The organism is Pseudomonas sp. B424, assembly GCF_055408345.1.
In genome coordinates, this window is the sequence record NZ_JBUZTL010000009.1 from 83,333 (window position 1) to 107,859 (window position 24,527).

Consider the following 24,527-nt stretch of genomic DNA (forward strand, 5'->3'; position numbering starts at 1 on the left):
TTATCGAGTGGGCTTGGATCATGAGTTCTGCCTTGCGTGAAGGGCCGTATCTAGAAAGCTGGCGTTGGATGAGCCGCCAAATCCGCTGCGGGTTGGCGCCGGACGAACCGCGCCTGATCGAGCATTACCTGGCTGAAGGCCGCTATCTTGCCGGCTGTACGGCCACTTCCCCGTGGATGATTGCTGTCACCACCTTCCGGCTGTTACTCGACACTGCCACCGACACCGCGTTGCCATGGCATTGGCGCACCCAGTGTCTGGACAACGCGTGGCGCCCGCTGCGTGACCTCGAAACCCAAGCTCTGTGTACCTGCCGACTCAAGCGCTGGCAAAGCTTTGCCTGGCTGCTGGCAACCTGCGAGCTCGAACCTTCAATTTCTTTAACAGAACTGGTGCAAGGATTTCCCGATGAGTAACACTCGTATTGAACGCGACAGCATGGGCGAGTTACGCGTACCTGAAGCGGCGCTGTATGGCGCCCAAACCCAGCGTGCGGTCGACAACTTCCCCATCAGTCATCAACGCATGCCGGCACAGTTTATCCGTGCCCTGATCCTGGCCAAGGCGGCCGCTGCCCAGGCTAACGTCGAGCTCAAACAGATCAGTGCCGCCCAGGGCGAAGCCATTGTCGAGGCTGCCCAGATCCTGCTGGCCGGTGATTTCATGGAGCACTTCCCGGTGGATATTTTCCAGACCGGCTCGGGCACCAGTTCGAACATGAATGCCAATGAAGTGATTGCGACGCTGGCCACGCGCCTGCTGGGCGAGCAGGTCAACCCCAACGATCACGTCAATTGCGGGCAAAGCAGCAACGACATCATCCCGACCACCATCCATGTCAGCGCCGCCCTGGGGCTGCATGAGCAACTGCTCCCCGCACTGACCCATCTGGTGGAGGTCATCGAGCGCAAGGCGGTTGAAGTTCACGTGCATGTCAAAACCGGCCGCACGCACTTGATGGACGCCATGCCCGTACGCATGAGTCAGGTGCTAAATGGCTGGGCGCAGCAGCTCAAATCCAATATCGAACACCTGCACAACCTTCAGCCTGCGCTGCAATCGCTGGCTCAGGGTGGCACGGCGGTGGGCACCGGGGTTAACGCACATCCACAGTTCGCAGGATTGTTCAGCCAGCAGCTCAGCGAGCTGACGCAGGTGAAGTTCACGCCGGGCAAGGATCTGTTCGCGTTGATTGGTTCGCAGGACACCGCGGTGTCTGTGTCGGGGCAACTCAAGGCCACTGCCGTGTCGTTGATGAAAATCGCCAACGATCTGCGCTGGATGAACTCCGGCCCTTTGGCCGGTCTGGGTGAGATCGAACTTGAGGCCTTGCAGCCGGGCTCCTCGATCATGCCGGGCAAGGTCAATCCGGTGATCCCGGAAGCCACGGCGATGGTGGCGGCGCAGGTCATCGGCAATGACACGGTGATCACCGTGGCGGGGCAGTCCGGCAACTTTGAACTGAACGTGATGCTGCCGGTGATTGCCCAGAACCTGCTGAGCAGCATTGAACTGCTGGCCAATTCCAGCCGCCTGCTGGCGGACAAGGCCATCGCCAGTTTCAAGGTCAACGAAGCCAAGCTCAAGGAGGCGTTGTCGCGTAACCCGATTCTGGTGACGGCGCTGAACACGATTATCGGTTATCAAAAAGCCGCCGAAATCGCCAAGACCGCTTATCAACAAGGTCGCCCGGTGATCGACGTTGCTCTCGAATACACCGATCTGCCGCGCAGCCAGCTCGAGGTCTTGCTCGACCCCGAGAAGCTGACAGCCGGCGGCGTTTAACGCATCCACATTGCTTTGGAGGCTCACATGGAACACTGGAAACGCACGATCGAAAGAGCCAATCGCTGTTTCGCCGAGGGCGAGCTGGTCGATGCGCGAGAGCATTACTTGCAGGCGCTTGCGCTGGCTCAAGTGCTGTTCGAGCGCTGGAGTGATGCCGACGAAGCAGTAGCGGCTTGCGTCATTTCGCACCATAACCTGGCGGATCTGCATTTGCGCCTCAATCAGCCGGAGGAAAGCGTCGAATACCTCTGTGCGATCCATCAGCGGTTATTGCAAACCATGCAGAACGCTCGTCTGTCATCGGCGCTGCGTGAAGCAGCGTTGCGTCAGAGCAGCAAAACCTATGTTGAACTTTTGAATTTCATCAGTGAGTACGGCGAATACCCGCGCTCCAATCTTTTGCTCAAAAGCAATGTGGCTCAGACCAGCCATGAGTTCTCGACAGTTAGCGGCCATCACTTAGGAGCACATTGATATGACTTTTACCTTGCCAGCCCTGCCTTATGCCTACGACGCGCTTGAGCCGCATATTGATGCGCAGACCATGGAGATCCATTACACAAAGCATCATCAGACCTACATCAACAACCTGAATGCGGCGGTCGATGGCACGGAATGGGCGCAATGGCCGGTGGAAAAACTGGTGGCCAGTGTTCATCAATTGCCTGAAAAGCTGCGTGCTGCGGTAATCAATCAGGGCGGCGGGCATGCCAATCACTCGCTGTTTTGGGAAGTCATGAGCCCGGCAGGCGGGGGCAAGCCGGAAGGTGCGCTGGCCAAGGCCATTGATGAGCAGCTGGGTGGGCTGGAGACCTTCAAGGAGAACTTCACGAAGGCCGCCCTGACCCGATTTGGCAGTGGCTGGGCATGGTTGAGCGTGACCCCGCAAAAAACGCTGGTGGTCGAAAGCAGTGGCAACCAGGACAGCCCGCTGATGAATGGCAACACACCGATTCTGGGGTTGGACGTGTGGGAGCACGCCTATTACCTGCGTTATCAGAATCGCCGTCCGGAATACATCAATGCGTTTTACAACGTTATCAATTGGCCAGAAGTTGCACGTCGCTACCAGGCGGCAACGGCCTAAGCCCACAGATAAGGATTCAGGCGGATTATGGGCACCCAACTATTGGCGGTCGGCGGCGTGAGGATGTTTCGCTATGCCCTGGGCACGCTATTGCTGTTGGCGGGCACGACGTTGCTTGTGTCCAAGGGGTTGGTCTGGCTGGATCTTGAGCCAAGAATGTTGCGGGCACTGCAGGGTGGGGCACTCTGTGCGCTGGGTACGGCCTTGGGCGCGGTGCCGGTGCTGGTCATCCGCAATATGCCGGTGGCGGTCAGCGACACCTTGCTGGGCTTTGGAGCCGGAGTGATGCTGGCGGCCACCGCCTTTTCGCTGATTGTGCCGGGTATTGCCGCGGCTCAAGGCTTGGGGTTGTCGCCCTGGGCCTCCAGTGGCCTGGTCAGCGCGGGCATCATGTTGGGCGCATTCTGTCTGTACCTGGTGGATCGCAAGGTTTCGGGGGGAGGGCCGGAAATATTCGTCAGTCGTCCTGGTGAGCCAGTCATCGCGCCGCGTATCTGGCTGTTTGTGATTGCGATTGTGGCGCACAACATTCCCGAAGGCATGGCGGTCGGCGTGTCGGCGGGTGGCGGTATGCCGGATGCGGATAGTCTGGCGATGGGGATTGCGTTGCAGGATGTTCCGGAGGGGCTGGTGATTGCGCTGGTTCTGGCGGGGGCAGGGATGTCGCGGGTCAGGGCCTTCTTGATTGGAGCGGCTTCCGGTCTGGTCGAGCCGGTATTTGCGGTGCTGTGTGCCTGGCTGGTGAACCTTGCCGAAGTATTGTTGCCGTTGGGGTTGGCCTTGGCGGCAGGGGCGATGCTGCTGGTGGTGACGCAGGAGGTGATCCCCGAGTCGCGCCGCAATGGTCACGACAAACTGGCGAGTCTGGGGTTGTGCGTCGGTTTTTGCCTGATGATGGTGATGGATACGGCGTTGGGGTAGGTTGCCGTAAATCTGACGTACCTGTAGCCGCTGCCGAAGGCTGCGGTCGATCGCGAAGCGGTCGCGCGCTATTGATAATGGTCCTGAGGACCTTATCGCGGCCTGCAGCAGCGGCTACAAACTGAATCTGCCACTGACTTACTCGCCTTCGTCGAAGAAGTTGTTGATCAGCTTGGCCAGCGCATCCAGTGCTTCCTGTTCTTTCTCACCTTCAGTCTTCAGGTGGATGATGGTGCCTTTACCTGCCGCAAGCATCATCATGGCCATGATGCTTTTGCCGTCGACCATTGATTCAGGTGTGCGTCCTGCTCTTATCTGACATGGATACTGACCCGCGATACCGACGAACTTTGCCGATGCCCGGGCGTGCAAGCCCAGTTTGTTGATGATTTCAATTTCCAGTGCAGGCATCGCAGGGTAGATCCTTCAAGTAAGGTCGCGGTGGCGAACCTGAACGTTCTTCAGAGTTTCTTGCAGGCACTTGCCCAGGCGTTCGGTCAGGTACACGGAGCGGTGATGCCCGCCCGTGCACCCAATGCCAATGGTCACATAGGCACGATTGCTTGCGGCAAAGCGGGGTAGCCACTTAAGCAGGTAGCTGGAGATGTCCTGGAACATCTCTTCAACATCCGGCTGGGCGGCCAAATACTCAGCCACCGGCTGGTCCAGCCCTGACTGTTCCCGAAGCTCGGGTTTCCAATAGGGGTTGGGCAGGCAACGAACGTCAAACACAAGGTCGGCATCCACCGGCATCCCGCGCTTGAAACCGAATGACTCAACCAGAAAGGCAGTGCCGGGCTCCGGCTTGTTTAGCAGGCGCAGCTTGATGGTGTCGCGCAGCTGATACAGGTTCAGATTGGTGGTGTTGATGGTCAGGTCGGCCAGGTCGGCGATCGGGCCGAGCAACTGGGTTTCGTCACGAATGGCCTCGGCCAGCGAACGGCTGGCGCTGCTGAGCGGGTGACGCCGACGGGTTTCCGAGAAGCGCTTGAGCAAGGTTTCTTCGTCGGCATCCAGGTACAGGACATCGCACTGGATATGACGGTTGCGCACTTCTTCAAGCAATTGCGGGAAACGAGACAAGTGACTCGGCAGGTTTCTCGCGTCAATCGACACGGCCACCAGCGGCTGTGCCAGTTCCGTGTGGATCAGTGCACGTTCCGCCAGCTCAGGCAGCAAGCCGGCTGGCAGGTTGTCGATGCAATAGAAACCGTTGTCTTCAAGGACGGCGAGGGCAGTGCTTTTACCGGAGCCGGAGCGTCCGCTGACAATGACTAAGCGCATGATTAATGACCGTTCTGTACGTCCAGAACAACCTGATACAACGCTTCGTTGCTGGATGCACTGCGCAGTTTTTCGCGCACGTCCTTGCGATCGAGCATGCTGGCGATCTGCCGGAGCAGTTCCAGGTGTGCATCGGTTGCCGCTTCGGGCACCAGCAAAACGAAAAGCAGGTCGACCGGCGCGCCATCGATGGCGTCGAAATCTATGGGGGCATCGAGGTGCAGCAAGGCGCTGACAGGCGACTCGCAACCCTTGAGGCGGCAATGGGGTATGGCGATGCCGTTACCAAAACCGGTAGATCCCAGTTTTTCACGGGCAATAAGGCTCTCGAAAACATCCTGCATTTCCAGACCAGGCACTTCGCGGCTGATCAGGTTGGCAATGTGTTCGAGTGCGCGCTTTTTACTGCCGCCCGGCGCGTTCACAAGGGAGCGGCCGGGGGTCAGGATACTTTCAAGTCGGATCATGGGTAGGGAGTATTAACGACCGGTTGCGCCCTGGAGCAGGCTTTGGGTCTTTTCCTTATGCTTTTTCAGTTGGCGATCAAGCTTGTCAGTGAGCAGATCAATGGCGGCATACATGTCGTCATGCTCGGCGTTGGCAACGACTTCTCCTCCATGGATGTGCAAGGTGGCTTCGATTTTCTGTTTCAGTTTTTCGACCGCCATCGTTACCTGTACGTTGGTAATCTTGTCGAAATGACGCTCCAGTCGGTCGAGTTTTTCGCCGATGTAAGCGCGTAGCGGTTCGGTGACTTCCAGTTGGTGTCCACTGATGTTGACTTGCATACAGTTTCTCCTTTGATGCCATTGCATAAAGCGGCAGGCCGAGCAGCCTGCCACTGAAACGCCGGGGTCCGTGGCTTACATCAAACGCTTGCGTTCGCTCGAAGGCGCTATCCCTAGGGATTCGCGGTACTTGGCGACGGTGCGACGGGCTACCTGAATACCTTGTGCCTCCAGTAAACCAGCGATCTTGCTGTCACTCAACGGCTTTTTCTGATTTTCAGCGGCAACCAGTTTTTTGATGATGGCACGGATGGCGGTGGAGGAGCATTCACCGCCTTCGGAGGTGCTGACGTGGCTGGAGAAAAAGTACTTGAGCTCATAAATGCCGCGCGGGGTATGCATGAACTTTTGTGTGGTAACCCGGGAAATGGTGGACTCATGCATGCCGACCGCTTCTGCAATGTCATGCAGCACCAGTGGCTTCATGGCTTCGTCGCCATACTCCAGAAAACCGCGCTGATGCTCGACGATCTGAGTCGCCACTTTCATCAGGGTTTCGTTGCGGCTTTGCAGGCTTTTGATGAACCAGCGCGCTTCTTGCAGCTGGTTGCGCATGAAGGTGTTATCGGCACTTGTGTCGGCGCGGCGCACGAAGCCTGCGTACTGCGGGTTGACCCGCAAGCGTGGTACGGACTCCTGGTTAAGCTCTACCAGCCAGCGCTCGTTGTCCTTGCGTACGATCACGTCAGGCACGACGTATTCAGCTTCGCTGGACTCGATTTGCGAGCCGGGGCGCGGATTGAGGCTTTGCACCAGCTCAATGACCTGGCGCAGCTCATCTTCCTTGAGTTTCATGCGGCGCATCAGCTGGCTGTAGTCGCGCGCACCCAGCAGGTCGATGTAGTCCGTGACCAGGCGTTTGGCTTCGTTCAGCCAAGGCGTCTTGGCCGGGAGCTGGCGCAGTTGCAGGAGCAGGCACTCGCCCAGGTTGCGTGCGCCAATACCGGCCGGTTCGAATTGCTGGATGCGGTGCAAAACGGCTTCGATTTCATCGAGCTCAATGTCCAGTTCCGGGTCGAACGCCTCGAGAATTTCTTCGAGGGTTTCGTCCAGGTAGCCCTGGTTGTTGATGCAGTCGATAAGGGTCACACCGATCAGGCGGTCGGTGTCGGACATCGGCGCCAGGTTCAGTTGCCACAACAAGTGGCTTTGCAGGCTTTCACCGGCAGAGGTGCGGGTGGTGAAGTCCCACTCGTCATCGTCGTTGCTTGGCAGGCTGCTGGCGCTGGTCTGGTAGATGTCTTCCCAGGCCGTGTCGACAGGCAGCTCATTGGGGATGCGGTCGTTCCAGTCGCCTTCGTCCAGGTTATCTACAGTCGGCGCTGATTCCTGGTAAGTGGGTTCCTGAATGTCGGCGTTGGGTTTTTGCTCGATGTTGTCGGCCAGTGGGTCTGCATTGTCGAAGTCGTCGCCTTCTTCCTGGCGTTCGAGCATCGGATTGGACTCCAGGGCTTCCTGGATTTCCTGTTGCAGGTCGAGGGTCGACAATTGGAGCAGGCGGATGGCCTGTTGCAGCTGAGGTGTCATTGTCAGCTGCTGGCCCATTCTCAGGACTAGCGATGGTTTCATGGCAGGGGCTTAACACCTTATTCGCCGGCGCGCATGGCGCCATCCACTACAGGGGCGCGTGCGCGCCAAACATAAGCAAATTATATGCCTGAAACCGGTGCGTTTGCCTAGGGGTGTTCTGAATTAGTTTGTTTGCTGCGAAATCAATTCAGGGCGCCCGATCGGGCGCCCGGGTAAAACAAGCATGCGGGCTTTGTGCGGGTAATGGCACTTTGGCAGTGCAGGGGTGCGCCTGGCCTTACAGGCGGAACTCGTGGCCCAGATACACTTCTCTCACCAACTTGTTGGCCAGAATCGTTTCAGCATCGCCTTCAGCGATCAATTGACCGTCGTTAACGATATAAGCGGTTTCGCAGATATCGAGGGTTTCACGAACGTTGTGATCGGTGATCAGTACGCCAATGCCTTTGGCTTTGAGGTGGTAGATGATTTGCTTGATGTCGCCGACCGAGATCGGGTCAACGCCGGCAAAGGGTTCATCGAGCAGGATGAACTTGGGCGCGGTGGCCAGTGCGCGGGCGATTTCTACCCGGCGACGTTCGCCACCGGACAGGCTCATGCCCAGGTTGTCGCGGATGTGGTTGATGTGGAACTCCTGCAACAGGCTTTCCAGCTCTTTGCGCCGACCTGCCTTGTCGAGCTCCTTGCGCGTTTCAAGGATCGCCATGATGTTGTCGGCGACCGACAGCTTGCGAAAGATCGAGGCTTCCTGGGGCAGGTAGCCAATACCGGCGCGTGCACGGCCGTGCATCGGCTCGTGGCTGACATCCAGGTCATCGATCAGTACGCGACCCTGATCGGCATGTACCAGGCCCACAATCATATAGAAGCACGTGGTTTTGCCCGCGCCGTTGGGGCCGAGCAAACCCACGATTTGCCCGCTGTCGATCGACAGGCTGACATCACGAACTACCTGACGGCTCTTGTAGCTTTTGGCCAGATGCTGGGCTTTCAGAGTTGCCATTACTGGGCCTTCTGCGGGTCGGTTTTCTTCTTGGGCTGGATCACCATGTCGATGCGCGGGCGAGGTGCAGTGACCTGGCTACCATTGGCGCGACCGGCGTTGGCGACTTGTTTCACCGTGTCGTAGACGATTTTCTCGCCTTCGGTGGTGTTGCCGTCGTTGATGACTTTAGCCTTGTCGATCAGCACGATGCGATTTTGCGGCGCATGGTACTGAATGGTGACGGCATAAGCCTGAACCGGTTTCGGGTCAGTGGCCTTTTGCAATTGCTCGAAGTAAGCCAGGTTGCCGACGGAAGTCACCACGTCGATTTCGCCCGCGGGATTGCGCGTAATGGTCACGGTGTTGCCGGTGATTTTCATCGAGCCCTGGGTGATGATCACATCGCCCTTGTAGGTGGCAACGCCTTGCTTGTCATCCAGCTGCGCTTCGTTGGCCTGGATGCGGATAGGCTGTTCGTTGTCGTTCGGCAGAGCCCAGGCGCTCACGCTTCCCAGTGCTGCGCTCAAACCGAGCAATAAAGGGAGGGTTTTAACGAGACTCATACTGTCCTCTTACGTTGGACAGCAGGTCCATCCTGCCGTCTTTCAAATATGCTTTCATTCCCTTGCCAGTAGTTACGCCGCCAGCGCCGTCGATTCTAACGTCTCGCTCGGTCTGCGCATATTGCTTCTGCGGGAATACAGTCATGCGGGTACTGGTGATAATCGTCGTGCGGTTCTTTTCGTCGGTGCGGGCTACGCGCACCGAATCGATCAGCTCAACCTCGGTACCGTCCGGGTTGACTTCACCGCGCTCGCTCTGGACGTGCCAGGGGAATGCGGTGCCCCGGTACATCTGCAGGTCCGGGCGAGTCAACAGAGTGACCTCGGATGCCTTTAAATGTTCCAGCTTGTCAGAGGTCATTTCGTACTGCAGCTTGCCGTCCGGCAAGAACTGCAGGCTGCGTGCGTTGGTGGCGTAATAGTCGATAGCGTTTTCATCGACAGCCGCAGACGGGGTGTCGAGAAAGCGTTCCGGCCTGATATTCCAATAGCCAACCGCTGCAAACAGCGAGGCTATGATCGCGAACAACAGAATGTGGCGAATCTTTTTGCTCAGCATACAAAGCTCTATAGGTAGGCGGCGTGAGCTGCGTCCAGGCTGCCTTGGGCACGCAGGATCAACTCGCAGAATTCGCGGGCGGCGCCTTCGCCACCGCGTGCCTGTGTAACGCCGTGGGCGTGTTGGCGCACAAAGCTTGCGGCATTGGCCACGGCCATGCCCAGGCCGACTCGACGGATAACCGGCAAGTCAGGCAGATCGTCCCCCAGGTAGGCAACCTGTTCATAGCTTAGGTTGAGTTGGCCAAGAAGCTCGTCCAATACGACCAATTTATCTTCCCGACCCTGATACAGGTACGGAATGCCGAGGTTTTGTGCGCGGCGTTCGACCACTGGGGTTTTACGGCCGCTGATGATTGCAGTTTGCACCCCCGCGGCCATCAGCATCTTGATGCCTTGACCGTCGAGGGTGTTGAAGGTCTTGAACTCGCTGCCATCTTCGAGGAAGTACAGGCGGCCGTCGGTCAGCACGCCGTCAACGTCAAAAATGGCAAGCTTGATGTCTTTGCCGCGCTTGAGCAGGTCCTGGGTCATTACATCACTCCTGCGCGTAGCAAGTCGTGCATGTTCAAGGCACCGACGGGGCGGTCTTCCTTGTCGACAACAACCAGCGCGCTGATTTTGTGGTCTTCCATAATTTTCAGGGCTTCGGCTGCCAGCATGTCGGCCCGGGCAGTTTTGCCGTGGGGGGTCATGACGGCATCAATGCTCGCGTTGCGGATATCGATCTCGCGGTCCAGGGTGCGGCGCAGGTCGCCGTCGGTGAAGATTCCGGCCAGACGGCCGTCCTGCTCAACGACCACGGTCATGCCCAGGCCCTTGCGGGTCATTTCCATCAGCGCTTCCTTGAGCAGGGTGCCGCGTACCACTTGCGGCAGTTCGTCGCCGGAGTGCATGACGTTTTCGACTTTCAGCAGCAGGCGACGACCCAGCGCGCCACCGGGGTGCGAGAAGGCAAAGTCTTCGGCCGTAAAGCCGCGCGCTTCGAGCAGTGCAATGGCCAGGGCATCGCCCAGCACCAGCGTTGCGGTGGTCGAGGAGGTCGGGGCCAGGTTCAGCGGACAGGCTTCCTGAGCCACCCGGGCGTCAAGGCTGACGTCGGCGGCTTTAGCCAGGGGGGACTCGGGGTTGCCGGTCATGCTGATCAGCTTGATGCCCAGGCGCTTGATCAGGGGCAGCAACGTGACGATCTCAGCGGTAGAGCCTGAGTTGGACAGCGCGAGGATGATGTCATCGCGGGTGATCATGCCCATGTCGCCGTGGCTGGCTTCTGCCGGGTGGACGAAAAAAGCCGTGGTGCCGGTGCTGGCCAGGGTGGCGGCAATTTTGTTGCCGATGTGCCCGGACTTGCCCATGCCGACCACGACTACCCGGCCTTTACTTGCCAGAATCATCTCGCAAGCGCGTACGAAATCTGCGTCGATATGGGCCAGCAAACCTTCTACGGCTTCCAGTTCGAGGCGAATGGTGCGTTGGGCAGATTGAATCAGGTCGCTGGATTGGCTCATGTTTGAAGTCGGGTAGCCTGAGAAAAGGCAAGGATTATAGCGGTTATGCGCGCTTCCCTCACGTTTGATCGCTGAGCTTTATTGTTCATGTAGGTAAAGAGTGGCACGTTTGTGTGAAAAACCGATTTATTTCACTGTATTGAGGCTGAACCGGCACTCCTTCGGTCTTGGGCGGTCACTATGTGCAGTGGTATAGTTCGCCGCCAGTTCGGCCCGCCAGGGAACGCGTGCTTCTTAATCAAGAGGTTTGGTGTCCGGGTGAGAGGCAGAGGCTGCATCGCAAGGAGTTTAGATGAGCGCCGATAACGCCTACGCGGTCGAGCTGAAGGGAGTGTCCTTCAAGCGCGGTACGCGCAGCATCTTCAATAATGTCGATATTCGTATCCCTCGTGGCAAAGTCACGGGGATCATGGGCCCGTCGGGCTGCGGCAAAACCACACTATTGCGCCTGATGGGCATGCAACTGCGTCCCAGCAGCGGCGAAGTGTGGGTCAACGATCAAAACCTGCCGACCCTGTCGCGCAGTGATCTGTTTGATGCCCGCAAGCACATGGGAGTGCTGTTTCAAAGCGGCGCCCTGTTTACCGATCTGGACGTTTTCGAGAACGTTGCCTTCCCGCTGCGGGTGCATACCGAGCTGCCGGAAGAAATGATTCGGGACATTGTGCTGCTGAAATTGCAGGCAGTGGGTTTGCGCGGGGCTATCGATTTGATGCCCGACGAACTGTCCGGTGGCATGAAGCGCCGGGTGGCGCTGGCGCGGGCGATTGCCCTTGATCCGCAGATTCTGATGTATGACGAGCCCTTCGTGGGGCAGGACCCCATCGCTATGGGGGTGTTGGTGCGGCTGATCCGCCTGCTCAACGACGCGTTGGGCATCACCAGCATTGTGGTTTCTCACGACCTGGCTGAAACAGCGAGTATCTCTGACTATCTGTATGTAGTCGGTGATGGTCAGGTGCTGGGGCAGGGCACGCCGGAAGAGTTGATGAATGCCGATAATCCGCGCATTCGTCAGTTCATGACCGGTGACCCGGATGGCCCGGTTCCGTTCCACTTTCCGGCGTCGGACTACCGAACCGATCTACTGGGGAAGCGCTGATGCGCAAGCGTTCATTAATGGACCGTATCGGCCTGTTTGGCCGAGCCGGGATCGACATCGTCGCGGTACTGGGGCGTTCGTCGATTTTCCTGTTTCATGCACTGCTGGGGCGTGGCGGCATTGGTGGAGGGTTCGGGTTGCTGATCAAGCAACTGCACTCCATTGGCGTGATGTCGCTGGTGATCATTGTCGTGTCAGGCATCTTCATCGGCATGGTGCTGGCGCTTCAGGGCTTCAGCATTCTGTCCAGCTACGGCTCCGAGCAGGCGGTAGGGCAGATGGTTGCCCTGACGCTGTTGCGCGAGTTGGGGCCGGTGGTCACTGCGTTGCTGTTTGCCGGTCGTGCCGGGTCTGCATTGACCGCTGAAATCGGCAACATGAAATCCACCGAGCAACTGTCGAGCCTTGAAATGATCGGGGTCGACCCGCTCAAATACATCATCGCGCCACGGTTGTGGGCCGGGTTTATTTCCCTGCCGGTGCTGGCGATGATTTTCAGTGTGGTCGGCATCTGGGGCGGTTCGTGGGTTGCTGTGGACTGGCTGGGTGTCTATGACGGCTCGTACTGGGCCAATATGCAAAACAGCGTAACCTTCAGTGGTGACGTAATTAACGGGATCATCAAAAGCATCGTATTTGCCTTTGTAGTGACCTGGATTGCCGTGTTTCAAGGTTATGACTGTGAGCCCACTTCAGAGGGGATCAGCCGTGCCACTACCAAGACCGTGGTGTATGCCTCACTGGCAGTCCTCGGGCTGGACTTTATTTTGACTGCCTTGATGTTTGGAGATTTCTGATGCAAAACCGCACCATGGAAATCGGTGTCGGCCTGTTCCTGCTGGCTGGCATCCTGGCTTTGCTCCTGCTTGCCCTGCGAGTCAGCGGGCTGTCCCCGACCGCCAGTACCGATACGTACAAGCTATACGCCAATTTTGACAATATTGCCGGCCTCACCGTGCGCGCCAAAGTCACCATGGCTGGCGTGACCATCGGCAAGGTGACGGCGATTGACCTGGACCGTGACAATTACATGGCCCGTGTCACATTGCAGCTCGAAAAGGCGGTGGATAACCTGCCGTCCGATTCGACAGCGTCTATCCTCACTGCGGGGCTGCTGGGCGAGAAATACATCGGTCTGAGCGTGGGCGGCGAAGACACAGTGCTCAAGGACGGCGGTACCATTCACGACACTCAGTCGTCGTTGGTTCTTGAAGACCTGATCGGCAAATTCCTGCTCAATACCGTTAGCAAAGAAGCCAAATAAGGAGCTTTAAGATGATCTCTCTCTTGCGCCGTGGCCTGCTGGTAATTCTGGCTGCAACTCTTCCGCTGGCAGCGAATGCTGCACCGGGGCAGTCTGCCCATGACATCGTTTCAGATACAACGACCCGGTTGCTGGCCGACCTGGCTGCCAACAAAGAACAGTACAAGCAAAGCCCGAGCAAGTTCTACGATGCCTTGAACGAGATCGTTGGCCCGGCGGTGGATGTCGACGGCATCTCCAAAAGCATCATGACCGTCAAGTACTCGCGCAACGCCACTCCTGCGCAGATGCAGCGTTTTCAAGAGAACTTCAAGCGCAGCCTGATGCAGTTCTATGGCAATGCCTTGCTTGAGTTCAACAACAAGGGCATCACCGTTTCGCCTGCCAAGGATGAAAGCGGCGATCGCACCAGCGTCGACATGACCGTAAAAGGCGATAGCGGTGCCATTTATCCTTTGTCCTATACCCTTAACAAGGTTAACGGCGAGTGGAAAGTGCGCAACGTGATCATCAATGGCATCAATATCGGCAAACTGTTCCGTGACCAGTTCGCCGACGCCATGCAGCGCAACGGCAACAACCTGGACAAAACCATCGATAACTGGGCTGGCGAAGTGGCCAAGGCCAAGCAGACCACCGATGCGGCTTCGCCCAAGGCTGCAGGCCAATGAGTGAAGCGGCCGTAACCCTGGCCGGCGAAAGCGAGCTGCACCTCAGTGGCGTGCTCGATTATCAGACTGGCCCTCGTTTGCGCGCCGAAGGCCAGGCTCTGATCAAGAAAGCCCTGGCCAAGGAGCTGGTTGTAGATTGCTCGGCTGTCACCAAATCCAGCAGCGTCGGTTTGTCGCTGCTGTTGTGCTATATCCGTGATGCGCAAGCCCTTAACAAGCCATTGAGCATTCGTGCCATGCCCGAAGACATGCGTGAAATCGCCCAGGTTTCGGGTCTGACCGAGCTGCTGGCACATTATTAACTGCCACCTATAGAAAAGCCCCCCCGTCAGAGTCCTGTTATCCGGGGTTCGCAGGCGCGGGGCTTTTTTGTATGATGGCCGACCCGCGCGCGTTAGGCGCCGATTGAGGTTGAGCATGCAGGCCGTAGAAGTGAAGAGCTTTCTTGAGGGAAAGCTGCCTGGTACCCAGGTAGAAGTTGAGGGCGAAGGCTGCAACTTTCAGCTGAACGTGATTAGTGACGAACTGGTGGCCCTGAGCCCGGTAAAACGTCAACAAAGCATCTATGCCCATTTGAACCCGTGGATTGCTGATGGCAGCATTCATGCGGTCACTATGAAATTCTTCAGCAGCGCGGCCTGGGCCGAGCGCACCTGAGCCCCCTGAGCCCATTGGCGTCGAGATTGTTATGGATAAATTGATTATTACCGGCGGTGTTCGTCTAGATGGCGAAATCCGCATTTCCGGGGCGAAGAACTCCGCCCTGCCGATTCTGGCAGCGACCTTGCTGTGCAATGGCCCGGTCACTGTGGCCAACCTGCCGCACTTGCATGACATCACCACCATGATCGAGCTGTTCGGTCGCATGGGCATTGAGCCGGTGATCGATGAAAAGCTCAGCGTCGAAATCAACCCGAACACCATCAAGACCCTGGTTGCGCCGTACGAACTGGTGAAAACCATGCGTGCGTCGATCCTGGTTCTGGGCCCGATGGTTGCGCGCTTCGGTTATGCCGAAGTTGCCTTGCCAGGCGGTTGCGCCATTGGTTCGCGTCCGGTTGACCTGCACATCCGCGGCCTTGAAGCCATGGGCGCAGTGATTGACGTTGAAGGTGGCTACATCAAGGCCAAGGCGCCTGAAGGCGGCCTGCACGGTGCCAGCTTCTTCTTCGATACCGTCAGCGTGACCGGTACTGAAAACATCATGATGGCCGCAGCTCTGGCCAATGGCCGCAGCGTGTTGCAGAACTCTGCACGCGAGCCTGAAGTCGTCGACCTGGCCAACTTCCTGAACGCCATGGGCGCCAAGGTCAGCGGTGCCGGTACAGACACCATCATCATTGATGGCGTCAAAGAGCTGCACCCTGCTACCTACCGCGTAATGCCGGACCGTATCGAAACCGGTACTTATCTGGTAGCCGCGGCTGTGACCGGTGGCCGTGTGAAGGTCAAGGACACTGATCCGACCATCCTTGAAGCCGTACTTGAGAAACTCAAGGAAGCAGGCGCCGAAATCACCACAGGTGAAGACTGGATCGAGCTGAACATGCACGGCAAGCGCCCTAAAGCGGTGAACGTGCGTACGGCTCCGTACCCGGCGTTCCCGACCGACATGCAGGCGCAGTTCATCTCCCTCAACGCCATTGCCGAAGGCACGGGCGCTGTGATCGAGACCATCTTCGAAAACCGTTTCATGCACGTGTACGAACTGCACCGCATGGGCGCCAAGATCCAGGTCGAAGGCAACACTGCCATCGTGACCGGTACTGAAACGCTCAAGGGCGCGCCAGTCATGGCTACCGACCTGCGTGCTTCGGCCAGCCTGGTGATTTCGGCTCTGGTTGCTGAAGGCGACACCCTGATCGACCGCATCTACCACATAGACCGTGGTTACGAGTGCATCGAAGAAAAACTGCAAATGCTGGGCGCCAAAATCCGCCGCGTTCCGGGCTAGTTTTGCTGTCTGGCCTCATGGGCACAGGGATCGTGTCCAGCCGCCAGGTGACGTAACGGCTTGCAAGCGTTACCTTACCTGGCCTCGAATCGTTCAAGTCGAGCCTGATATCAGGCTCGATGCTTGCCCGGCGCCGATTGCGTCCGGGCATAAGTACCCTGATAAGGACTTACGTTTCCCATGTTGACCATTGCACTGTCCAAGGGCCGTATCCTTGACGACACCCTGCCGCTTCTGGCTGAAGCAGGCATTGTGCCGACCGAGAATCCGGACAAAAGCCGCAAGTTGATTATTCCGACTTCCCAGCCCGATGTACGCCTGCTGATCGTACGCGCCACCGACGTGCCGACGTATGTTGAACATGGCGCGGCCGATCTCGGCGTGGCTGGCAAAGACGTGCTGATGGAATACGGTGGCCAGGGCCTTTACGAGCCGCTGGACCTTCGCATTGCCCAGTGCAAGCTGATGACTGCCGGCGCTATCGGTGCCGTTGAGCCCAAAGGCCGCCTGCGCGTTGCGACCAAGTTCGTCAATGTCGCCAAGCGTTACTACGCCGAGCAAGGCCGTCAGGTCGATATCATCAAGCTGTATGGTTCGATGGAACTGGCTCCGTTGATCGGCCTGGCCGACAAGATCATCGACGTGGTCGATACCGGCAACACCTTGCGTGCCAATGGCCTGGAACCCCAGGATTTCATTGCCGCCATCAGCTCCCGTCTGGTGGTCAACAAGGCTTCAATGAAAATGCAGCACGCCCGTATTCAAGCCCTGATCGATACCCTGCGCAAGGCAGTGGAATCGCGACACCGCGGCTGACTCACCTGCGCGGCCGGGGCCTGCCCCCTGAAGCCGCGCCCATCTATCCGTGCAATAGCCAGAAATCTCAGGTACCCGCGCGGATGGCTTGGTAGTCTTGAGGTGCCTGAGATCTGCAACATCAAAAATTCCAAGCATTCGCCCATTACCGAGGCCCTCGCTATGACCGCTCCCACTGCAATTCGCCGACTCAACGCTGCTGACCCGGACTTCGCGCAGCATCTGGATCATCTGCTGAGCTGGGAAAGTGTGTCTGATGACTCGGTCAACCAGCGCGTGCTCGACATCATCAAGGCGGTGCGTGAACGCGGCGATGCGGCTTTGGTTGAGTTCACCCAGCGCTTTGACGGGCTGAAAGTGGCGTCGATGGCTGATCTGATCCTGCCCCGTGAGCGCCTGGAGCTGGCCCTGACCCGCATCACCGTGCCGCAGCGCGAAGCGCTGGAAAAAGCCGCGCAGCGTGTACGCAGCTACCACGAAAAACAGAAGCAGGATTCCTGGAGCTACACCGAAGCCGACGGCACGGTATTGGGCCAGAAAGTCACGCCGCTGGACCGTGCCGGTTTGTACGTGCCGGGTGGCAAGGCCTCGTACCCTTCATCGGTGTTGATGAACGCCATTCCGGCCAAGGTGGCAGGCGTCACCGAAGTGGTGATGGTCGTGCCGACCCCGCGCGGTGAAATCAACGAGCTGGTATTGGCCGCAGCCTGCATTGCAGGTGTAGACCGTGTGTTCACCATTGGCGGGGCGCAAGCCGTTGCAGCGCTGGCTTACGGCACCGAAAGCGTGCCGAAAGTGGACAAGGTGGTCGGCCCGGGCAACATCTATGTCGCGACGGCCAAGCGCCATGTGTTTGGCCAGGTCGGTATCGACATGATTGCCGGTCCTTCGGAAATCCTCGTGGTGTGTGATGGCCTGACCGACCCGAACTGGATCGCCATGGACCTGTTCTCCCAGGCCGAGCACGACGAAGACGCACAGGCGATTCTGGTCAGCCCCGACGCCGGGTTTCTCGACAAGGTCGCGGCCAGCATCGCCAGGCTGCTTCCGACCATGGAACGTGCCGAAATTATCGAAACCTCGATCAATGGTCGTGGTGCGCTGATTCTGGTGGAAGACATGCAGCAGGCGATTGATGTCGCCAACCGCATCGCCCCTGAGCACCTGGAATTGTCGGTGGCAGACCCGCAAGCCTGGCTGCCGCAGATCCGTCACGCCGGTGCGATCTTTATGGGTCGTCACACGTCCGAGGCCCTGGGTGATTACTGCGCGGGTCCAAACCATGTATTGCCGACTTCCGGCACGGCGCGTTTTTCCTCGCCGCTGGGGGTGTATGACTTCCAGAAGCGCTCCTCGATCATCTTCTGTTCCGAGCAGGGCGCGTCCGAACTGGGTAAGACCGCCTCGATTCTCGCTCGCGGTGAATCGCTGACCGGCCACGCCCGCAGTGCTGAATACCGGATCATCGCCGACACCGAGCAGGGGCAATAAGCATGAGCAAATTCTGGAGTCCGTTCGTTAAAGAGCTGGTGCCTTACGTGCCGGGTGAGCAGCCGAAACTGACCAAACTGGTCAAACTCAATACCAACGAAAACCCCTATGGGCCTTCGCCCAAAGCGCTGGCGGCAATGCAGGGCGAGATCAACGACAACCTGCGTTTGTATCCTGATCCGAACAGCGACCTGCTCAAGCAGGCGGTGGCCGAGTATTACGGTGTGCAGACCGGTCAGGTGTTTTTGGGCAACGGTTCGGATGAAGTCCTGGCCCATGTGTTCAACGGTCTGTTTCAGCACGACAAACCGCTGCTGTTCCCGGATATCAGCTACAGCTTCTATCCGGTTTATTGCGGCTTGTACGGCATCGAATTTGACGCCGTGCCGCTGGATGAGCAGTTCCAGATTCAACCTGCGGATTACACCAGGCCCAATGGCGGGATCATCTTCCCCAATCCCAACGCCCCGACGGGCTGTCTGCTGGCGCTGGATGCCATCGAGCAGATGCTCAAGGCCAGCCCCGATTCAGTTGTAGTCGTGGATGAGGCGTATATCGACTTTGGTGGCGAGACAGCCATCAGTCTGGTGGACCGTTATCCGAACCTGCTGGTGACCCAGACCCTGTCCAAATCACGCTCGCTGGCCGGCTTGCGGGTTGGCCTGGCGGTAGGGCATCCAGACCTGATCGAAGCGCTGGAGCGGATCAAGAACAGCTTCAACTCCTACCCGCTCGACCGTGTGGCGATAGCGGGTGCGGCAGCGGCGTTTGCAGACCGCGAGTACTTCGAACACACCTGCAAGTTGGTGATCGACAGCCGCGAGCAGGTCGTGGGCCAATTGAAGGCGCTGGGTTTTGAGGTGCTGCCGTCGGCGGCGAACTTTATCTTTGCCCGCCACCCTGAGCATGATGCGGCGGCGCTGGCAGCCAGGCTGCGCGAGCAGGGTGTGATCGTGCGTCACTTCAAGCAACTGCGCATTGCCCAGTTCTTGCGCATCAGCATCGGCACGCCGGAGCAGAACGCGGCGCTGATTGAAGGGTTGTCGGAGCTGTAGCCGCGGCCTTACGCCAGCCCTCTCCCCTGGGAGAGGGCTGGCCTGCTTATTGATTCTTCTGCGGCGGCTGCTCTGGCGGCGGGCGCAGGCCCACTTCAGCGGTGAGCTTGTGCTCCTGGCCGTTGCGCATGACCTGAATCGTGATCTTGTCCGACGGCTTGATCCGCGCCACCTGATTCATCGAGCGACGACCATCGTTGGCGGGCTCGCCATCAATGCTCAAAATCACGTCCCCCACTTGCAGACCGGCTTTTTGCGCCGGGCCATCACGGAAAATCCCCGCGACCACAATCCCCGGGCGGCCACTGAGCCCAAACGACTCGGCCAGTTCCTGGGTCAACGGTTGCACTTCAATCCCCAGCCAGCCGCGAATCACCTGACCGTGCTCGATGATCGACTTCATGACTTCCATGGCCAGATTGATCGGGATCGCAAAACCGATCCCCTGGGAGCCGCCGGACTCGGAGAAAATCGCGGTGTTGATCCCGGTCAGGTTGCCATTGGCATCCACCAGCGCTCCGCCCGAGTTGCCCGGGTTGATCGCGGCGTCGGTCTGGATGAAGTCTTCGTAGTTGTTCAAGCCCAACTGGTTACGCCCCGTGGCGCTGATGATGCCCATGGTGGTGGTTTGACCCACACCAAACGGGTTGCCAATCGCCAGAGCGATATCGCCGATGCGCAGGGTGTCCGAGCGGCCGATGGTGATCGCCGGCAAGTTCTTCAAGTCGATCTTCAGCACCGCCAGGTCAGTCTCGGGGTCGCTGCCAATGATGCGGGCATGTGTTTCGCGGCCGTCCTTGAGCGCCACCACGATCTGGTCGGCACCTGCGACCACGTGGTTGTTGGTCAGCAAGTAGCCTTCGGGGCTCATCAGCACCGCCGAGCCGAGGCTGGACTCCATACGTTTTTGCTTGGGCTCGTTGTTGCCGAAAAAGTGCCGGAACTGCGGGTCTTCAAACAGCGGCTTGGCGTTTTTGTTCACCACCTTGGTGGTGTACAGGTTGGCCACCGCAGGCGCTGCACGGGTTACGGCATCGGCATAGGTCACGGGCCCTTGCTGCATGTAGCTGGTTTGTGGCGCTTGTTGCAGATTAACGTCCAGGCTCGGCAGCCCGACCCATTGCGGGTAACGCTGAATAATCAGCAAAGCGATAAGCACGCCAGCCAGCAATGGCCAGCCAAAGAAACGCAAAGCCTTAAACATTGAACTCGATCCTGAAGGTTGCAGAGCCATCTCGACGGCCCATAATGGCGCCATTATACGAGGGCCGTCGGCCTCTGAACGCTTATTTAGGAGTCTTTTATGGCTGTTGCCCTGAGCACGCTGGTAGAAGAAGCAAATCGCTATCTCAACTGTGGCGCCATTGGCGATTATTGCCCCAACGGCCTGCAGGTCGAAGGCCGGCCCCAGGTGATGCGCATCGTCAGTGGCGTGACCGCCAGCCAGGCTTTGCTGGATGCAGCGGTCGAGGCTCAGGCCGACCTGGTGCTGGTGCACCATGGTTACTTCTGGAAGGGCGAAGACCCCTGCGTGACCGGTATGAAGCAGCGTCGTCTCAAGACCTTGCTCAAGCACGACATCAGCCTCCTGGCTTATCACTTGCCGCTGGACCTGCACCCTGAGGTGGGCAACAACGTGCAATTGGCGCGGCAGCTGGACATCACCGTCGAAGGGCCGCTGGACCCGGGAAATCCGAAAGTGGTGGGGCTGGTGGGTTCCCTGGCAGAACCTGTCACGGCCCGCGACTTTGCGCGCCGTGTTCAAGAGGCGCTGGGGCGTGAGCCGTTGCTGATTGAAGGCAGCGAGATGATTCGCCGCGTGGGCTGGTGCACCGGAGGCGGGCAGGGCTACATCGACCAGGCGGTGCTGGCGGGGGTTGATCTGTACCTGAGCGGCGAAGCCTCGGAGCAGACTTTCCACAGCGCCCGGGAAAACGACATCAGCTTTATTGCCGCCGGGCACCACGCCACCGAGCGCTATGGCGTGCAAGCCCTGGGCGATTACCTGGCCCGCCGCTTTGCCCTTGAACACCTGTTTATCGATTGCCCGAACCCGATCTGAATCCAAAACGCGTGGGAGCGAGCTTGCTCGCGAAGAGGCCATCAGCTGCATCGCTTTCGCGAGCAGGCTCGCTCCCACAGGCAATTACAGGCCAAACCCCGCGATCTATTCTTAGACCGTTTCGATCTAGTTGGCGCCATCTATAGAAGAGGGCGCTGTGCTAGCATTCGACCCTCGAACACGGCCCGCAGGCCGTTCATAAGATAGCTTTCGTGAGTAGCCATGGTCGACAAACTGACGCATCTGAAACAGCTGGAGGCGGAAAGCATCCACATCATCCGCGAGGTGGCCGCCGAGTTCGATAACCCGGTGATGCTGTACTCGATCGGTAAAGATTCCGCCGTGATGCTGCACCTTGCACGCAAGGCGTTTTTCCCGGGCAAGCTGCCGTTTCCGGTGATGCATGTCGACACCCAGTGGAAATTCCAGGAGATGTACAGCTTTCGCGACAAGATGGTCGCCGAGCTGGGCCTGGACCTGATCACTCACGTCAACCCGGACGGCGTGGCGCAAGGGATCAACCCCTTCACCCACGGCAGCGCCAAGCACACCGACATCATGAAAACCGAGGGCCTGAAGCAGGCTCTGGACAAGTACGGCTTTGATGCCGCCTTCGGTGGCGCGCGCCGCGATGAAGAGAAGTCCCGTGCCAAAGAGCGCGTGTACTCCTTCCGCGACAGCAAGCACCGCTGGGACCCGAAAAACCAGCGCCCCGAGTTGTGGAACGTCTACAACGGCAACGTCAACAAGGGCGAATCGATCCGCGTATTCCCGCTGTCGAACTGGACCGAACTCGATATCTGGCAGTACATCTATCTCGAAGGCATCCCGATTGTGCCGCTGTACTTCGCCGCCGAACGCGATGTGATCGAGAAGAACGGCACGCTGATCATGATCGACGACGAACGTATCCTTGAGCACCTGTCTGATGAAGACAAGGCGCGCATCGTCAAGAAAAAGGTCCGCTTCCGCACCCTGGGTTGCTACCCTCTGACCGGCGCGGTGGAGTCAGAGGCTGAAACCCTGACTGACATCATCCAGGAAATGCTCCTGACGCGAACTTCCGAACGCCAGGGCCGAGTCATCGATCACGATGGCGCCGGCTCCATGGAAGATAAAAAACGTCAGGGCTATTTCTAAGGGGTTGTCATGTCGCATCAATCTGAACTGATCAGCGAGGACATCCTCGCCTACCTGGGCCAGCACGAGCGCAAAGAGATGTTGCGCTTCCTGACCTGCGGCAACGTCGACGACGGCAAGAGCACCCTGATCGGGCGCCTGCTGCACGACTCCAAGATGATCTACGAAGACCATCTGGAAGCCATTACCCGCGATTCGAAAAAGAGCGGTACCACGGGCGATGACATCGACCTGGCGCTGCTGGTGGACGGCCTGCAAGCCGAGCGCGAGCAGGGCATCACCATCGACGTGGCGTACCGTTACTTCTCGACCGCCAAGCGCAAATTCATCATTGCCGATACCCCGGGCCATGAGCAGTACACCCGCAACATGGCCACCGGTGCGTCCACCTGTGACCTGGCGATCATTCTGGTGGATGCCCGTTACGGCGTGCAGACCCAGACCCGCCGCCACAGCTTCATCGCCTCGTTGCTGGGCATCAAGCATATCGTTGTGGCCATCAACAAGATGGACCTCAAGGGGTTTGACGAAGGCGTTTTCGAGTCGATCAAGGCCGACTACCTGACGTTTGCCGAAGGCTTGAAGCTCAAGCCCACCAGCCTGCACTTTGTGCCGATGTCTGCCCTTAAAGGCGACAACGTGGTGAACAGGTCCGAGCGCTCGCCGTGGTACACCGGCCAGTCGCTGATGGAAATTCTTGAAACCGTGGAAGTGGCGGCCGACCGCAACCTCACCGACCTGCGCTTCCCGGTGCAGTACGTGAACCGTCCGAACCTGAACTTCCGTGGCTTTGCCGGTACGCTGGCCAGCGGCATCGTGCGCAAGGGCGACGAGATCGTGGTGCTGCCGTCGGGCAAGAGCAGCCGCGTAAAATCCATCGTTACCTTTGAAGGTGAGCTGGAACACGCAGGCCCGGGCCAGGCGGTCACGTTGACCATGGAAGACGAGATCGACATCTCCCGTGGCGACCTGTTGGTGCATGCCGACAACCAGCCGCTGGTGACTGACAACTTCGAAGCCATGCTGGTGTGGATGGCTGAAGAGCCGATGCTGCCGGGCAAGAAGTACGACATCAAGCGTGCGACCAGCTATGTGCCGGGTTCGATTGCCAGCATCGTCAACAAAGTCGATGTGAACACTCTGGAAGAAGGCCCGGCCAGTGCCTTGCAGCTGAACGAAATCGGCAAGGTCAAGGTCAGCCTCGACGCCCCGATTGCGCTGGATGGCTATGACAGCAACCGCACCACCGGTTCGTTCATCATCATCGACCGCCTGACCAATGGCACCGTCGGTGCCGGGATGATCGTTGCACAGCCGTTGAGTCATGGCAGCGCAACCCATCATGGCAAGCTGGCGCACGTGGCTGTTGAAGAACGCGCCCAGCGTTTTGGCCAGCAGCCAGCCACCGTGCTGTTCAGTGGCCTGTCGGGCGCTGGCAAAAGCACCCTGGCCTATGCGGTCGAGCGCAAGTTGTTCGACATGGGCCGTGCGGTTTTCGTACTGGACGGCCAGAACCTGCGCCATGACTTGAACAAGGGTCTGCCACAGGATCGTGCCGGGCGTACTGAAAACTGGCGTCGTGCCGCTCACGTTGCGCGTCAGTTCAACGAAGCCGGCCTGCTGACATTGGCCGCGTTCGTGGCGCCGGATGCCGAAGGCCGTGAACAGGCCAGGGCGCTGATTGGCAGCGACCGTCTGGTCACCGTGTATGTCCAGGCATCTCCAGCCGTGTGCGCCGAGCGTGACCCGCAAGGGCTGTATGCGGCGGGGGGTGACAACATCCCGGGTGAGTCTTTCCCGTATGACGTGCCGCTGGATGCTGACCTTGTGGTCGACACCCAATCGCTGTCGCTGGAAGACAGCGTCAAGTTGGTACTGGACCTGTTGCGTCAACGCGGCGCTATCTAAGCCGCATTAAAAAGCCCGCCACCGAGAGATCGGTGGCGGGCTTTTTATTGGG

Annotated in this window: 29 protein-coding genes; 18 read left to right on the forward strand and 11 right to left on the reverse strand. The window is 58.6% G+C overall.

What is annotated here, in order from left to right; all coding sequences use genetic code 11:
* Positions 1-20 precede the first annotated feature (20 nt).
* The 5 genes from ACZRMS_RS13100 to ACZRMS_RS13120 are packed head-to-tail and all read left to right on the forward strand — an operon-like array spanning position 21 to position 3,796.
* Positions 21-416 (forward strand): FagA protein, encoded by a 396-nt coding sequence (locus tag ACZRMS_RS13100; protein ID WP_463995591.1) that lies wholly within the window; start codon positions 21-23, stop codon positions 414-416.
* Complete coding sequence (locus ACZRMS_RS13105) at positions 409-1,785, forward strand: class II fumarate hydratase (protein ID WP_463995592.1); 1,377 nt, start codon at positions 409-411, stop codon at positions 1,783-1,785. Before ACZRMS_RS13100 ends, ACZRMS_RS13105 begins: the two co-directional genes overlap by 8 nt.
* Before the next feature lie 27 nt (positions 1,786-1,812).
* Positions 1,813-2,262: a hypothetical protein gene (locus tag ACZRMS_RS13110; RefSeq protein ID WP_463995593.1), complete on the forward strand. Its 450-nt coding sequence runs from the start codon at positions 1,813-1,815 to the stop codon at positions 2,260-2,262.
* Position 2,263: 1 nt separating this feature from the next.
* Positions 2,264-2,875: a superoxide dismutase gene (locus ACZRMS_RS13115; protein WP_463995594.1), complete on the forward strand. Its 612-nt coding sequence runs from the start codon at positions 2,264-2,266 to the stop codon at positions 2,873-2,875.
* 27 nt (positions 2,876-2,902) lie between these two features.
* Complete coding sequence (locus ACZRMS_RS13120) at positions 2,903-3,796, forward strand: ZIP family metal transporter (protein WP_463995595.1); 894 nt, start codon at positions 2,903-2,905, stop codon at positions 3,794-3,796.
* Between the two features lie 138 nt (positions 3,797-3,934).
* Here ACZRMS_RS13120 and ACZRMS_RS13125 read toward each other — a convergent pair whose 3' ends face one another.
* The 10 genes from ACZRMS_RS13125 to ACZRMS_RS13170 form a co-directional block, all read right to left on the reverse strand.
* The gene (locus ACZRMS_RS13125; RefSeq protein ID WP_463995596.1) at positions 3,935-4,207 is read right to left on the reverse strand and encodes an HPr family phosphocarrier protein; all 273 of its coding nucleotides are present in this window, start codon (positions 4,205-4,207) and stop codon (positions 3,935-3,937) included.
* 15 nt (positions 4,208-4,222) lie between these two features.
* Positions 4,223-5,080 (reverse strand): RNase adapter RapZ, encoded by an 858-nt coding sequence (rapZ, locus tag ACZRMS_RS13130; RefSeq protein ID WP_048360081.1) that lies wholly within the window; start codon positions 5,078-5,080, stop codon positions 4,223-4,225.
* Between the two features lie 2 nt (positions 5,081-5,082).
* Positions 5,083-5,547, reverse strand: a complete 465-nt coding sequence (ptsN, locus tag ACZRMS_RS13135) for a PTS IIA-like nitrogen regulatory protein PtsN (RefSeq protein WP_463995597.1) — start codon at positions 5,545-5,547, stop codon at positions 5,083-5,085.
* A 12-nt stretch (positions 5,548-5,559) separates the two neighbouring features.
* A complete protein-coding gene (hpf, locus tag ACZRMS_RS13140; RefSeq protein WP_016781796.1) occupies positions 5,560-5,868 on the reverse strand; it encodes a ribosome hibernation-promoting factor, HPF/YfiA family in 309 nt (102 codons plus the stop codon).
* Positions 5,869-5,943: 75 nt separating this feature from the next.
* On the reverse strand, positions 5,944-7,437 hold the full coding sequence (locus tag ACZRMS_RS13145; RefSeq protein WP_463995598.1) for an RNA polymerase factor sigma-54: 1,494 nt from the start codon (positions 7,435-7,437) through the stop codon (positions 5,944-5,946).
* 238 nt (positions 7,438-7,675) lie between these two features.
* Positions 7,676-8,401 carry an LPS export ABC transporter ATP-binding protein gene (gene lptB / locus ACZRMS_RS13150; RefSeq protein ID WP_016781798.1) on the reverse strand — a complete coding sequence of 242 codons (726 nt, stop codon included), beginning with the start codon at positions 8,399-8,401 and terminating at the stop codon, positions 7,676-7,678.
* On the reverse strand, positions 8,401-8,946 hold the full coding sequence (gene lptA, locus ACZRMS_RS13155; RefSeq protein WP_048360078.1) for a lipopolysaccharide transport periplasmic protein LptA: 546 nt from the start codon (positions 8,944-8,946) through the stop codon (positions 8,401-8,403). The genes lptB and lptA overlap by 1 nt, the downstream gene beginning before the upstream one ends.
* Positions 8,933-9,505: an LPS export ABC transporter periplasmic protein LptC gene (gene lptC, locus ACZRMS_RS13160; RefSeq protein WP_463995599.1), complete on the reverse strand. Its 573-nt coding sequence runs from the start codon at positions 9,503-9,505 to the stop codon at positions 8,933-8,935. The genes lptA and lptC overlap by 14 nt, the downstream gene beginning before the upstream one ends.
* An 8-nt stretch (positions 9,506-9,513) precedes the next feature.
* On the reverse strand, positions 9,514-10,038 hold the full coding sequence (locus tag ACZRMS_RS13165; protein WP_048360076.1) for a KdsC family phosphatase: 525 nt from the start codon (positions 10,036-10,038) through the stop codon (positions 9,514-9,516).
* A complete protein-coding gene (locus ACZRMS_RS13170) occupies positions 10,038-11,012 on the reverse strand; it encodes a KpsF/GutQ family sugar-phosphate isomerase (protein WP_463995600.1) in 975 nt (324 codons plus the stop codon). The genes ACZRMS_RS13165 and ACZRMS_RS13170 overlap by 1 nt, the downstream gene beginning before the upstream one ends.
* Positions 11,013-11,304: 292 nt before the next feature.
* Here ACZRMS_RS13170 and ACZRMS_RS13175 point away from each other — a divergent pair, with 292 nt between their 5' ends.
* From ACZRMS_RS13175 to hisC, 10 genes are all read left to right on the forward strand, one after another.
* Positions 11,305-12,114: an ATP-binding cassette domain-containing protein gene (locus ACZRMS_RS13175; RefSeq protein WP_048360074.1), complete on the forward strand. Its 810-nt coding sequence runs from the start codon at positions 11,305-11,307 to the stop codon at positions 12,112-12,114.
* Complete coding sequence (gene mlaE / locus ACZRMS_RS13180) at positions 12,114-12,911, forward strand: lipid asymmetry maintenance ABC transporter permease subunit MlaE (protein WP_463995601.1); 798 nt, start codon at positions 12,114-12,116, stop codon at positions 12,909-12,911. Before ACZRMS_RS13175 ends, mlaE begins: the two co-directional genes overlap by 1 nt.
* A complete protein-coding gene (gene mlaD / locus ACZRMS_RS13185) occupies positions 12,911-13,378 on the forward strand; it encodes an outer membrane lipid asymmetry maintenance protein MlaD (RefSeq protein ID WP_463995602.1) in 468 nt (155 codons plus the stop codon). Before mlaE ends, mlaD begins: the two co-directional genes overlap by 1 nt.
* A gap of 11 nt (positions 13,379-13,389) precedes the next feature.
* Positions 13,390-14,049 (forward strand): MlaC/ttg2D family ABC transporter substrate-binding protein, encoded by a 660-nt coding sequence (locus ACZRMS_RS13190; protein WP_463995603.1) that lies wholly within the window; start codon positions 13,390-13,392, stop codon positions 14,047-14,049.
* Positions 14,046-14,351, forward strand: a complete 306-nt coding sequence (locus ACZRMS_RS13195; RefSeq protein ID WP_463995604.1) for an STAS domain-containing protein — start codon at positions 14,046-14,048, stop codon at positions 14,349-14,351. The genes ACZRMS_RS13190 and ACZRMS_RS13195 overlap by 4 nt, the downstream gene beginning before the upstream one ends.
* 115 nt (positions 14,352-14,466) lie before the next feature.
* Positions 14,467-14,706, forward strand: coding sequence for a BolA family protein (locus ACZRMS_RS13200; RefSeq protein WP_003439919.1), 240 nt, complete (start codon positions 14,467-14,469; stop codon positions 14,704-14,706).
* 31 nt (positions 14,707-14,737) lie between these two features.
* Positions 14,738-16,003, forward strand: coding sequence for a UDP-N-acetylglucosamine 1-carboxyvinyltransferase (gene murA, locus ACZRMS_RS13205; RefSeq protein WP_463995605.1), 1,266 nt, complete (start codon positions 14,738-14,740; stop codon positions 16,001-16,003).
* 180 nt (positions 16,004-16,183) lie between these two features.
* Positions 16,184-16,819, forward strand: a complete 636-nt coding sequence (gene hisG, locus ACZRMS_RS13210) for an ATP phosphoribosyltransferase (protein ID WP_048360068.1) — start codon at positions 16,184-16,186, stop codon at positions 16,817-16,819.
* 162 nt (positions 16,820-16,981) lie between these two features.
* Positions 16,982-18,310 carry a histidinol dehydrogenase gene (hisD, locus tag ACZRMS_RS13215; protein WP_463995606.1) on the forward strand — a complete coding sequence of 443 codons (1,329 nt, stop codon included), beginning with the start codon at positions 16,982-16,984 and terminating at the stop codon, positions 18,308-18,310.
* 2 nt (positions 18,311-18,312) lie between these two features.
* Positions 18,313-19,365, forward strand: a complete 1,053-nt coding sequence (gene hisC, locus ACZRMS_RS13220; protein WP_463995607.1) for a histidinol-phosphate transaminase — start codon at positions 18,313-18,315, stop codon at positions 19,363-19,365.
* Between the two features lie 46 nt (positions 19,366-19,411).
* On the opposite strand, the gene algW is transcribed toward hisC, so the two are convergent.
* The gene (algW, locus tag ACZRMS_RS13225) at positions 19,412-20,569 is read right to left on the reverse strand and encodes a Do family serine endopeptidase AlgW (protein WP_048360066.1); all 1,158 of its coding nucleotides are present in this window, start codon (positions 20,567-20,569) and stop codon (positions 19,412-19,414) included.
* 99 nt (positions 20,570-20,668) lie between these two features.
* Here algW and ACZRMS_RS13230 point away from each other — a divergent pair, with 99 nt between their 5' ends.
* From ACZRMS_RS13230 to cysN, 3 genes are all read left to right on the forward strand, one after another.
* Positions 20,669-21,427, forward strand: coding sequence for a Nif3-like dinuclear metal center hexameric protein (locus tag ACZRMS_RS13230; RefSeq protein WP_463995608.1), 759 nt, complete (start codon positions 20,669-20,671; stop codon positions 21,425-21,427).
* Between the two features lie 222 nt (positions 21,428-21,649).
* Positions 21,650-22,567 (forward strand): sulfate adenylyltransferase subunit CysD, encoded by a 918-nt coding sequence (gene cysD / locus ACZRMS_RS13235; protein WP_131655038.1) that lies wholly within the window; start codon positions 21,650-21,652, stop codon positions 22,565-22,567.
* Between the two features lie 9 nt (positions 22,568-22,576).
* The gene (cysN, locus tag ACZRMS_RS13240; RefSeq protein ID WP_463995609.1) at positions 22,577-24,475 is read left to right on the forward strand and encodes a sulfate adenylyltransferase subunit CysN; all 1,899 of its coding nucleotides are present in this window, start codon (positions 22,577-22,579) and stop codon (positions 24,473-24,475) included.
* The last annotated feature ends 52 nt before the right edge of the window (positions 24,476-24,527 follow it).